Source organism: Clostridioides sp. ES-S-0010-02 (genome assembly GCA_020641055.1).
Lineage (GTDB): Bacteria > Bacillota > Clostridia > Peptostreptococcales > Peptostreptococcaceae > Clostridioides.
Genome location: CP067345.1, coordinates 2,561,978 through 2,574,408, shown reverse-complemented (window position 1 = coordinate 2,574,408; position 12,431 = coordinate 2,561,978). Strand labels below are relative to the sequence as shown.

General features: G+C 25.5%; 13 protein-coding genes and 1 pseudogene. 9 read left to right on the top strand and 5 right to left on the bottom strand.

The window, feature by feature from the left end:
- Positions 1-230: 230 nt before the first annotated feature.
- Entirely contained in the window at positions 231-1,508 is a 1,278-nt protein-coding gene (locus tag JJC01_11970) for an amidohydrolase family protein (protein ID UDN56894.1), read from the bottom strand.
- Between the two features lie 155 nt (positions 1,509-1,663).
- Here JJC01_11970 and JJC01_11965 point away from each other — a divergent pair, with 155 nt between their 5' ends.
- Positions 1,664-1,861, top strand: a complete 198-nt coding sequence (locus tag JJC01_11965; GenBank protein ID UDN56893.1) for a hypothetical protein — start codon at positions 1,664-1,666, stop codon at positions 1,859-1,861.
- A 261-nt stretch (positions 1,862-2,122) separates the two neighbouring features.
- Here JJC01_11965 and JJC01_11960 read toward each other — a convergent pair whose 3' ends face one another.
- Positions 2,123-2,461: a TIGR04076 family protein gene (locus JJC01_11960; GenBank protein UDN56892.1), complete on the bottom strand. Its 339-nt coding sequence runs from the start codon at positions 2,459-2,461 to the stop codon at positions 2,123-2,125.
- Between the two features lie 133 nt (positions 2,462-2,594).
- Between JJC01_11960 and JJC01_11955 the strand changes: the two genes are divergently transcribed.
- Complete coding sequence (locus JJC01_11955; GenBank protein UDN56891.1) at positions 2,595-2,942, top strand: helix-turn-helix transcriptional regulator; 348 nt, start codon at positions 2,595-2,597, stop codon at positions 2,940-2,942.
- 632 nt (positions 2,943-3,574) lie between these two features.
- On the opposite strand, the gene JJC01_11950 is transcribed toward JJC01_11955, so the two are convergent.
- Both JJC01_11950 and JJC01_11945 read right to left on the bottom strand, forming a co-directional pair.
- Positions 3,575-3,751, bottom strand: coding sequence for a hypothetical protein (locus JJC01_11950; protein ID UDN56890.1), 177 nt, complete (start codon positions 3,749-3,751; stop codon positions 3,575-3,577).
- Between the two features lie 749 nt (positions 3,752-4,500).
- On the bottom strand, positions 4,501-4,749 hold the full coding sequence (locus JJC01_11945) for a hypothetical protein (GenBank protein UDN56889.1): 249 nt from the start codon (positions 4,747-4,749) through the stop codon (positions 4,501-4,503).
- A 220-nt stretch (positions 4,750-4,969) separates the two neighbouring features.
- Between JJC01_11945 and JJC01_11940 the strand changes: the two genes are divergently transcribed.
- From JJC01_11940 to JJC01_11910, 7 genes and pseudogenes are all read left to right on the top strand, one after another.
- Positions 4,970-5,992 (top strand): hypothetical protein, encoded by a 1,023-nt coding sequence (locus tag JJC01_11940; GenBank protein ID UDN56888.1) that lies wholly within the window; start codon positions 4,970-4,972, stop codon positions 5,990-5,992.
- Between the two features lie 13 nt (positions 5,993-6,005).
- Entirely contained in the window at positions 6,006-6,893 is an 888-nt protein-coding gene (locus JJC01_11935; protein UDN56887.1) for an ABC transporter ATP-binding protein, read from the top strand.
- Between the two features lie 5 nt (positions 6,894-6,898).
- Positions 6,899-7,672, top strand: coding sequence for an ABC transporter permease (locus JJC01_11930; GenBank protein UDN56886.1), 774 nt, complete (start codon positions 6,899-6,901; stop codon positions 7,670-7,672).
- A 118-nt stretch (positions 7,673-7,790) separates the two neighbouring features.
- Positions 7,791-8,512 (top strand): annotated as a pseudogene (locus JJC01_11925) (response regulator transcription factor).
- Between the two features lie 3 nt (positions 8,513-8,515).
- A complete protein-coding gene (locus JJC01_11920; GenBank protein ID UDN56885.1) occupies positions 8,516-9,919 on the top strand; it encodes a HAMP domain-containing histidine kinase in 1,404 nt (467 codons plus the stop codon).
- 10 nt (positions 9,920-9,929) lie between these two features.
- Complete coding sequence (locus tag JJC01_11915; protein UDN56884.1) at positions 9,930-10,751, top strand: conjugal transfer protein TraX; 822 nt, start codon at positions 9,930-9,932, stop codon at positions 10,749-10,751.
- 159 nt (positions 10,752-10,910) lie between these two features.
- On the top strand, positions 10,911-11,351 hold the full coding sequence (locus JJC01_11910; GenBank protein ID UDN56883.1) for a hypothetical protein: 441 nt from the start codon (positions 10,911-10,913) through the stop codon (positions 11,349-11,351).
- Positions 11,352-11,500: 149 nt separating this feature from the next.
- On the opposite strand, the gene JJC01_11905 is transcribed toward JJC01_11910, so the two are convergent.
- Positions 11,501-12,121: a flavodoxin family protein gene (locus JJC01_11905; protein ID UDN56882.1), complete on the bottom strand. Its 621-nt coding sequence runs from the start codon at positions 12,119-12,121 to the stop codon at positions 11,501-11,503.
- Between the last annotated feature and the right edge of the window lie 310 nt (positions 12,122-12,431).

Genomic DNA, 12,431 nt, shown 5'->3' with positions numbered 1-12,431 from the left:
AAAATTGTAGCATTCTTATTTAAGGATTAAGAGTAATGTGTATAAATTAAAGTTTAGAAATAAAACTGACTATGAAAAACACAATATAATTATTAAAATTAAATACAACTAGAAATAAATCAAAGATAATCTAAAAGAGTATGTTTTAATCTATGATTTCATGGATTTTAGTACATACTCTTTTTATTGAGTATATGAATTAAGTAAGTTATGTACAATAAAAATTTTTATTATAATTCTACAGAAGGTTCCTCAATTAATTTTCCACATACATATCTATGAATAATATTTCTGTCATCACCAACATAGATAAATCTTTCAAGTCTTTCAAGTATAGAGTAGCTGTCATGATTTAAATCTGAATCATCAATAATTAATGCATCAAAATCATAATTTTCTTCAAAGCTACCAACTTTTCCAAAAAAACTTCCTCCACTTTTAGTTGCAATATAAAAAGCCTCAGATAACGATAGGAAATTACATTTCTTATTAGAATTTACCCAGTATAATTTAGATAGCTGGATTGCAGATACTATTGCTTTAAATATTGACAATGTATGACCACCACTTATATCTGAACCAAGAGCTAGTTTAATATTATTATCAAGTAATTTTCTAATAGGCATGGCTCCACTACCAACATTAAAATTAGAAGCAGGACAATGAACAGCCATAACCTCATTTTCTTTCATTAAATCTATTTCTTCTTGAGAGCAGTGAATACAATGAGCCATTAATGTAGCTGTTTGACCAAATAAATTGTATCTATTGTAGGCATCTCCGTAAAATTTAGATTCAGGTTCTAAACTTTTAACCCATTCAATTTCATCATGGTTTTCAGATAAATGTGATTGTATAGGAACATTATACTTTAAACATAAATCTCCTAATTCCCTTAAGAGATTACTTGTACAACTAGGTATAAATCTAGGAGTTATAATTGGTTTTACAATAGAATTTATGTCACTGTATTTGTTTATTATTTCTTCTGTATCGTTGATAGAATCCTCAGTATTTTCTAGTAGAGTGTCAGGACAATTCATGTTCATATTTACTTTACCAACATATGCTCCAAGACCAGCTTCTTTAAAAATATCCATAAGTTTCATAGATGCTTCTTTATGTATTGTTGCAAATACAGCTATTCTAGTAGTACCTGATTTCCATACTTCTTTTACAAATTTTTTATACATCTTTGTAGCATATTCTATATCTATATACTTTGATTCTTCTGGGAATGTATAAGTTTCAAGCCATGGTATAAGTTCCTTGTCCATAGCCATGCCTAAATTTCTAAACTGAGGTGCATGGCAATGAAGGTCGTTCATACCAGGTATTATAAGTTTATCAGTATAGTCTATGATTTCTGAGTTTTTATATTCTTTAGGTATATCTTTAAAGACACCTTTTACTTTGCCTTTGTTTAGTATAATGTAGCTATTTTCAAATACTGTGAAAGTATCTGAAGTCTTTGTAAAAATTATATTTCCTTTTATTGCTTTTAACATATAGCTCTCCTTAGTTTTAAATTTGTTAGCTTTAATATATAAGTAAATATATAGGGTTTATTAATTAAAATTTTACCCTATGTATTATATCAAATCTGAGTTATAAATACTATTAAATAATAATAAATATTATTGAATTTGAGAGGATGAAAATAATGAAACAATACGAATGTATTGGTAAAGGAAATACATCTAAAATTTATGATTATGGAGAGAATAAAATAATAAAATTATATAAAAGTGAAATTTCAAAGGATTCTTACATTAGGGAATTTTGTATTACAAAAAATATATTAGGAATTAATAAGATTATAATATATGACAAAATGAACAAGATTTATCATATATTATAATCATGTTAGAGACATCTATTGGTAGGAGTATTCTCTTTATAACTGGATTAAAAAAATATTAGGTACATTACTTAACAGTTTTTAAAATCGATTTAAATGAATCTTTTTTATGACATAAATTGTACAATATACAATTTCCTTTTATTGTATTTCATTAATTTAATTTTAGTACTATATTTCACTATAAGCATTAAATTTTAAGGAATAAATTGGAATAATGCATTTAAAATATGATTAGTAAAATTAGTTTAAGACTATTATCTATCTTATGGGTTTATATTCCATTTTAGATTCTTCATCAGTTCTCTCAATTTTAAAAATGACAGGACGAATTCCATCATTACAGGAGCATATAGCCACTCCTTCTTTATCTATCCAATCTCCATAGTAAAATTTTTCACTACCATGAGACAAAGCAAATACATATTGATACATTGCTTTCCATGCTTCGTCACATAATTTTTCAGGTTTAGCAAAATCTCCAAAAAATACTTCTCCTACTTTATGCATAGGGCATTTTCCAATACCTTTACATCCATACTCATCTGCTAAATCTTTATGGAATGTTGTTTTTATTACTTCTATTTTACATTTTTTCATGAAAGTCATCTCCTCATAATTTGTAACTTTTATTTATATAAGTATATGTGCTATCTTATATTTAAACAAGTATTTACTTTTAAGTAAGGTACTAACATTTAGGATAGTATCTTTATTATAGGATGGTGATTAAATGAGTATGAAAAACTATAATACATCTGATTTAACTAATATAACTTCTACACCATTTGGATATACTCTTTCAATTATTGGAGGAAAATGGAAGATGATTATAATGTTTTGGTTAGTCGAGTATGATGTATTACGTTATGGAGAACTTAAAAGATGTATTGGTTCAATAACTGATAAGATTCTCAATAATCAGTTAAAAGAATTGGAACGAGATGGTATTATCATACGCAAAGAATATCCTCAAATTCCTCCTAAAGTTGAATATTCACTTTCCAAAAGGGGATTGTCATTAATGCCTATTTTAGAAGAAATGTGTAAATGGGGTGAAAATAATAAACTCAATTTATAAAATAAAAGCCCAGTAAAGATTTTGCTGGGCTTTTATTTTATAAATTAGAAATGCTAAAGTTAATTTACAGGTATATAATTTTCTGTGATTAATACTTTGAAAATCACTAATTAAAATCTTTATTAGTGATATTTTTTAATATAAATTAAATAAAAAAATAAAAAATATATCTAAATAAAATGATTATTTTTCTTGAATTTTTTATATAAATATGGAAATTTGTCTAGTTATACATTTTTATTGACCAGTTACGCAATTGATATTGAATATTCTAAATATTGATGTTACTTTATATATGATTTAAGTATAATAGGGGGATATTTTATAAATATGATTTGCGTTATAGATAGATAAAATTTGGAGTAGTAAAAACTTAGATTCATATTTGATGAAATTGTAGAATATGTGTATAGAATGATTCTTGTGTTTCAAGAGAATATAAAGGATGTAATTTGTATAGTTGTTTTATTTTATAGTATATACTTTTAAATTATATAGTGAAAAAGTAAAGATGTACTCCCAATACATCTTTACTTTAAAATAAGTTATAGTTACTTGAAAAGTATAAAAAATTATATAGTTATTTAAGGTAGAAAATCTAAAAAGGTTTTTCTAGAAAATGAAACTTAATTTTAATTATATCTACTTACTAACAATAAAACTTGATATAAACAAGATTCAACTACAGTTTCTCCATATTCTGATATAAAATCATCTAATTGTGTATCTATAAAATTACAATAATCATATGAACTACTTATATAAGCAGTCAATATATGTGTACATCTGTCTATTTCTCCAATAAACATATTATCCATCCCCCTAAAAACTTTAGTAAAAATAAAAAAATTATATATGTGCTAATTTGTTAACATAACTTACAAAGAATTTTTTAGTACTTATCACTATAACTTTATTACTAAATTTTTCTAGTTTTACCAATTTAGCTTTTATTCTACAAGTTAATAATACTAGAATATGATTTATTATTCAACATGCTTGTTTTAGATTAAAAAATATTATAAAATTATATTTATTTTTTGAAGAATAAACTCTGACAATAAACTGATAAGGTTTACATGAATAGATTGAATTAAAGGTTTATATATTTGAATTAATTAGATTCAAAGTAGAGGATAAACTAAAAAAGTATTCAGGATATATTATTAAAATGAATGTAAGAATAAATAAAGTGAAATGCTAGAATATTAAAATTAACAATAATATAAAAAATAAAATTTATTGTTAGTAAGAACTTTAAGATAGATATTTTAAAACAGATATAAAAACTAATTGATTTACTTATAGATATTTAAAAGATATAAAGAGCTTGTAGATAACTCTTTATATCTTTTTTGTTATGATAAAAAATTTTAAGAGACAACAAAAAAGATAAGAGCATATCTATAACACATATATATGTTCTTTTATAAAAATAAATAAAACAATGCAATTAAATTTGGTTAAACTATATTATTTATATGTAATATCTTGATTATTAATAATAAAGTTTTTATATTAAAAAATTCCTTTTAAATATAAAATGCATTTTAAGTCACTATTTGATAATTTTTCCGCAATATGGGCAATAAGTACTATTCTTTACAAGTTCCATTCTTGAATCTAAATAATGATTACAATTTGGGCAACGATAAAATTTCCAATCAATAAAAATACCAACAAGTACAAAAATAATTGATACTATATAATTTTCTATAAAAAAGATAAATGCTGCTCCAATAATAAACATAGCCATAGATGTTAAGAAGATTATTTTTAATTTTGTATAAATATCTATACTTTTCATACAATCACCAACTTATCTTAGATTTAATCCTATTAATAAAAGTATAGCAAGTTTATTATAAAAAATGTAAACTAAAAAATTACAATAAAAATAAGTAGCGAATAAAACTAAACACATAATTTAAGTTTTATTTAAGGTTAGAATTATATTGATATAAGATTTAAGTTTTATTATGTATATAAATAAAAAGCAATTAAAAAGACTTAGGAGGAAATGTATATTGATAAGTTGGGAAATAAAGAAATTGATTAAATCTAAGAGCATGTTGATATCTTTAGGGATATTAATATTCATATTATTAATCAGTATATTTGTTAAACCTGTTTTAGAAACAGAAGATTATTATATTGATGAGAAAAAAGGTCATATAGAATATACAAGTAATAGAACAGATATAGCTAATGATAAATTTCAAAAAAAACTTGATATTTTAAAACAACTTTCAAATCAAACATATAGTGATAAATTTTCTAAAAAGATTAAATCCATGTCAAAAGAAAAACTTGATAATCTAAATGTTGATGAATATAAAAATGTTGACTTTTGGAAGGTATTTAATTATAGAGCCACAAATTCACTTATAAATATAGGGATGTTGATTGTCATAATCATAACTGTATCAAATCTTTATACAGATGAAGTAACTTCTTCAGTAAAAGATATTATACTATCATCAAAAGAGAAGGAAAAGGCATTAAAATCTAAAATAGTTATTGCTATATTTATACCATTAGTAATTTATTTTGTTTATTTAATCTGGATATTTATTATGACCTGCATACAACAAGGATTACCAATTAATGGTGACTTAGAATCGTTTAGGATAGTAGACAATATAGCTACATTAAAAGCAAATTCAAATATAACCAATTATGTAATATCAAATATAGCTATAGATATTTTAATGTTTGAAGGATGGGCAATGATAGCTATGTTAGGTTCTTTTATTAGCAAATCTTCAATATCATCAGTAGGTTTTCTTATTTTAAGTATAGCTGTAGCTAAAGTGATGTCAGTAGTTCACATATTACCTAAAGGATTGCTTTCGATTATTTCAACGGTAAATTACTATGATTTAATATTTGGATTTAATAAAATAATAGGAAATTATTTAGGTGATATTAGAATATTTAAAATGAATATAGATATTGTCAATCTATCAATAGGACTTTTAGTAGTAATATTTTTAGGTATAATGACTTTGTGTTTCTCAGTAATAAAGTCAAAGTATATAAATAGATAAAAGGGGAATTAAAATGAATAAATTAGAAGTTAAAAATATTTCAAAGATATATGGAAAAAAAGTAGTAAATGATAAAATTACAGTTACATTAGAAAATGGAGTTTATGGTCTTTTAGGACCAAATGGAGCAGGAAAATCCACTCTAATGAAACAAATAACCACACTAATAAAACCTGAGAGTGGGCAAATACTTTACAATGGTAAGGATATATTTAATATGGATGATGATTATAGAAATATTTTAGGATATTTACCACAAGAATTTGGAGTATATAAAAACTTTACAGCTAGACAATTTTTACAATATATAGGAGCGTTGAAAGGTCTAAAAGGTAGAAATTTAAATTGTAGGATAGATGAATTGTTAGAGCTAGTAGGTCTTTATGATGTCAGAAATAAGGCTATAGGAAAATTCTCTGGAGGTATGAAAAGAAGAGTTGGCATAGCACAAGTTTTATTAAACAATCCTAAAATAATAGTACTTGATGAACCAACAGCAGGCCTTGACCCACAAGAAAGAGCGAGGTTTAGAAATCTAATAGCAAAAATATCAAGGGATAAGATAATAATTCTTTCTACTCATATAATTTCAGATATAGAATCAGTTGCAAAAGAAACAATAATGATTAAAAATGGTAAACTTCTTATGAAAGGAACACATAAAGAAATATTAAATCATATGCAAGATAAAGTTTATAATATTCAAGTTGAAGATGAGTGTGATATTGATGAGATTCAATCTAAATATAAAGTTATAAGTATTCAAAGTGATGTTAATTCAATAGTAATTAGAGTTGTGTCAGAAAATACTCCAACTGAAGCTAATGCACAACTAGTTCAAGCAAAATTTGAGGATGTATATATGCTTTACTTTGATTTAGAAGATGCAAAGGAGATATAACAGATATGATAAATTTAGTTAAAGCAGAAATAATAAAAGCCTTAAAATTAAAAAGTGTTTGGATGCTTTGGATATTTTTACTATTATTTGGGTTTGTATTGATTAGAAAATTTAATGTTTTTGACACATATTCAGATATATTTTATAAGATAGAGGGTTCTATACCTTTAATAGGGTTGATAATGTTTATAATAACTTCTGGAAACTATACAAAAGAATATGATTCTAATATGACAAGTCTAATAAATACAACTAAAAATGGGAAAAAGTCAGTAGTAGTATCAAAAATAATAGCTAATGGATTGACTTTGTCCATGATTAACATTTCTTTTGTATTATTGGTTGGGATTAGAGGATTTAGTTTTTTTGAATTTAAAAATTTGAATGAACCAATTAAGAACTTATGGTATTTTAGTAATAGTAATTTAAATCTTACCGTAATACAAATGTACTTGATTGTTATAGTATCAGTCATTTTTGGTTCTTTCATATTTGCACAAATAGGACTAGCACTTTCTTCAATATTTAAATCAGCTGTAATGCCTTTCATATTAGGAGGCTTAATTATGGCTGTTCCATACTTTATTACAGGCTTTATACCAGATAATGCTATAAAATTTGTTTCTATTACTCCAAACTGGATTATGATGAGTCAACAAATTGTTAAGTATAATGTACCAAATACTTTAATAGGTTTATCTATATTAATCTCAATCATATTGATAATAATATTAACTAAAATAACATATAAAAATTTTACATCAAGTAAAAGGTTTTAATTAAGAATAAAAAAGAACAATGATTTTGTTTATATATTGACTTGATTTAAAATAATATAAATGAAGCTTAGAGAAGATATATGTTAATATATAGATAAATTATCATAGGAGGTTATTTATGGAAAATAGCATTTTAGTAATAGATGATGAGGTAGAAATTTTAAAACTCTTAGAAACTGTATTTAAGAAAGAAGGTCTTAACAATGTGTATACTGCAAAAACAAGAAAGGAAGGATTGGAAGTATTTAAAAATATAATCCCAACTTAATCATTCTGGACATTATGTTGCCAGATGGTGAAGGGTACGATATTTGTAAAGAAATAAGAAAAAACTCTAATGTACCAATCATATTTTTATCAGCTAAGACGGAAGAGTTAGATAAATTACTTGGACTAGCAATTGGAGGCGATGATTATGTTACAAAGCCTTTTAGTCCTAAAGAAGTCGCTTTTAGGGCAAAAGCTCATCTAAGAAGACTAAATTATTTTAATGAAGAACAAAATGAAAGCATAAACTCAGATAATAAAGAAAAGATTATATCATTTGGTCCATATAAATTAAATGAAAGTAGAGCAGAACTCATAAAAGATGGTAAGTCTATTGCATTATCTGCAAAAGAATTAAAAATATTGTCTTTATTTGCACACAATCAAAATCAAATTATAAGTAAAGAAAAGTTATGGGATAAAGTATGGGGTGAAGATTATATTGGATTTGATAATACTATAATGGTTCATATTAGAAAGATTAGAGAAAAATTAGAAGATAATCCTTCAAAGCCAGAATATATCCTTACGATAAAAGGACTTGGATATAAATTAGCAGTAAAGGAAGATTAGAATATGAAGTGGAAGATTACTAGAAACTTTATGTTTACAATCGTATTTGTAGTTATATCAGTGGTTATTATAAATATTGCGTCTATTTTATATGTGATTTCGACTAATAATTTTTTTAATGTTGTAGGTTCTAAAAACAGTCCTGAAGAGTTTGCTCGTTCTTTTGAAAAAGATCTATATGAAAAAAATGGAGAGTTCAAGTTATCAAAAGCTGGCATTGACAAATTAAAAAAATCACATTCTTGGGTACAAGTTTTAAATGACTCAGGAGAAGAATTGTATGGAGTAAATGTGCCAACGAATACTCCAAAAAAATATACTCCTTTTCAAATGGTTAATAACTACAAATATATAGAAACAGAGTATACTAATTTTGTTTTAGAAAAATATTTAGGCAACAAACATCTAAATATAATAATAGGTATGCCTAGTAGAGATGTATCGAGAATAATTTTAACTTATTCTCAAGATAATGCTAAAGCAATTTTAAATAAAATTATCACTTTGACATTGGTAATTGATGGGATGGTAGCTTTAAGCATAGGATACTTATTTAGTAGAAAACTTACAAAGCCAATATCCAATGTAATATGGAGTATTGAAACTATGGCTAACGGAAATTATAGTTTATATCTTAAAAACAGGGGAATATATGAAGAAGTTTTTGAAAATATCAATATGTTGGCTGATACATTGAGGGTAAACGAAGCAGAGAGAAAAGAAAATGAAGAGATGCGAGAGGAATGGTTAGCTAATATAACACATGATATAAATACACCACTGGCTTCTATACAAGGATATGCAGAGATAATCAATGATAAAGATTATGAATTTGTGGAAGAGGAATTACGAGAATATACAGAGATTATATACAATAAGTCCAAGTATATAAAAAATTTGGTTGATGATTTAAATTTATCAACTCGATTAAAAAATAATAGCTTAGTTTTGAACAAGAAGAAAATAAATTTAGTTAGTTTGGTTAGAAATATAATAATAGATATTCTAAATGACAATAGATATAAAAATAGAAATATTGAGTTTGTAAGTTATGAAGATTTAATTGAAGTATATGTAGATTCAATTTTATTTAGAAGAGCTATAACAAATCTTATATTTAATTCAATAGTGCATAATAAAGAAGAAACTCTGATAAAAATAGAAATAGTAAAAAAAGATACTATAGAAATTATAATAAAAGATAGTGGAGTAGGAATAAGTAAAAATGATTTAAAGCATATTTTTGAAAAATATTATAGAGGTACTAATACAGGTGAATTACATAAAGGCTCTGGTCTTGGAATGGCTATTTCTAAAGAGATAATAGAGATTCATAAAGGTAGTATTTATGTGAATAGTGAAATAGGAATAGGAACAGAAGTCGTCATAAAAATAAATCAGAAGTAGGAGATATGATATGGATTTTCTTAAAAAAGGTTTCAATGGATTTACTATTAAAATATTAGCACTGGTATTTATGACATTTGACCATATAGCAGCTTTTATGCCACAAACAATGCATATACCAGTTTGGTTTCATTGGTTAGGTAGAATATCAGCACCATTGTTTACGTTTATGGTAGTAGAAGGGTTTTGTCATACAAGCAACAAAAAAAAGTATATTGCTAGATTATATGTAGGGGCTATCATTATGGCAATAGGGAATCAAATAATTAATACTGCTTTCCAAAATCCAGAAGGTTCAATTATTATGAATAATATTTTTGCAACATTATTTTTGGTAGTAATTTATTTACAGGCTATAGAATTTATAAAGAAATTTAGAACAGAAAAAGAAAAAAAGTATCTTGTGAGAGGGCTTTTGATGATAAGTGTTCCTATAATTTTAGGAATCGTTATATTAACTTTACTTTTTAGCTCAGCGGATAAAGTACTTATGTTTATTATGATTTTTGTACCAGTACCATTTTTGGTAGAAGGTGGACCAATTTTGATTGCACTGGGGATTATTTTTTATTTATGTAGAGGAAAGAAGTTTAGTTTAAGTATTTGTTATTTTTTGATGTGTATATTTATATTTGTAGCCATAGCAGGAGGAGATTATAGCTTGAAAAAATCTCTTCTAGAAAATTACCAATGGATGATGATTGCGTCACTTCCTTTTATGTTGCTTTATAATGGAGAAAAAGGTAAGAGTATGAAATATTTGTTTTATTTATACTATCCAATACATATATATATATTGTATATTTTAGGAGTGTATTTGATAAAAATCTAAGAATATAGAAGACATTGATAAGTATGGTTATTAATAACTTTCTATATTTCATACAAATGTCTATGGTCAATATATTCTACTTATTAATGACTGGCATGTTAAATAATTATGGAGTTGCTGTCTCAGCAGTATCTGGAATTGGATTGAAGATAAATACTTTTGCAGGGATGCTATGTTGGGCAGTTGGTCAAGCTGTCATTATTAAGCTTGGTTGTAACATTTATTTCCATTGTTTTTGTACAAATATTTGCAGAATCAATAGTTGTATTTTGGGGGTCTAAAAATCAAGCAGTTATTAGAGAGGGAATTGTGTATCTTAGAATTTATTGTTTAATTAACAGTTTGATTTATGCAGTAATGCATATTTATGATTCATTTGTAACTGGTATAGGTTTTACTAGTCTAGCTATGTTTAATGCATTATTAGATTCTGTAGTTATTAGACTATCCCTTAGTTATACACTAGGAACTATTTTAGAATATGGATTTATAGGCGTTTATTTTGCTCAATCTTTATCACCAATACTCCCAGCTATTATTGGGTTAATCTATTTTTATAAAAGAAAATGGAAGGGTATAACTGAGCATGTCAGAAATTAATCGTTTTAAACAGATTAAATAATAAAATAGTGGTTTTGATATAAATAGAATCAAAACCACTATTTAGGTATTATACTGCTTTCTATGCGCTATTCCATTTATTAAGTATCACTTTAATTTTAAATTAACAATTAATAAAACCAAATTATTTATTGTATAAAATTAGTCATAATTTTTTCTTCATATTGAGGGTCTTTGACTCCTGTTTTTTGCCCAGCTGAAATACACTTAAGAAGCCATGCCATGTTTTCACCTAAAGTTCTCATAGTTTGTAATCCCTCTTTATCTTTCATAACATCCTCTGGTGTAAAACCATGAACCTGATTCCAGTACTGTGATGATACAATAGGCATATTACTGATTGAGAAATATTTATTTAGTTGGTCAAATGTTGCAGTTGCTCCACCACGTCGACATGATACAACTGATGCACCAAGTTTCTTTGCCATTTTACTTCCAGCTGAAAAAAATAAGCGGTCAAGAAATGAAGTTAGTTGTCCACTTGCACCAGAATAATATACAGGTGAACCAACAATAATACCATCAATATTATCTAGTTCTTTCGCTAACTCATTGACCTTATCATTCCAAGTACATTTGCCGGTTTGAAAGCATGATGAGCAAGCAATACAACCTGGTATTGGTTTTTTACCTAAATATAATATTTCGGTTTCAATGTCGTGCTTATTTAATGTTTTAGCAACTTCATTTAATGCTGTATAAGTACACCCGTATTGGTTTGGGCTACCATTTATTAATAAAACTTTCATTAGAAATTCCTCCAGTAAAATTTATTTAATAGATATTCAAGGGTCTTTGCTTTTTCTAAAATAGGTTTTCTATGAATCTATAAGTACAGGTATATTCCATTTGTTCTTAGATTTACATTTAAAACACCTCCTATTACTAAATTTATCAGTGATATGAAACTACATTTGTTAGAAGTTTTTTATAACTTGAATTAAAGAGTAAATAAATTAAAATTTGACAATATGCTAAAGTACTAGTATTAAGTAGAATTTATATGTATTATAGCAAATTGACTTTTAATTGTTCTTACACTATAATTTTATTATAAAT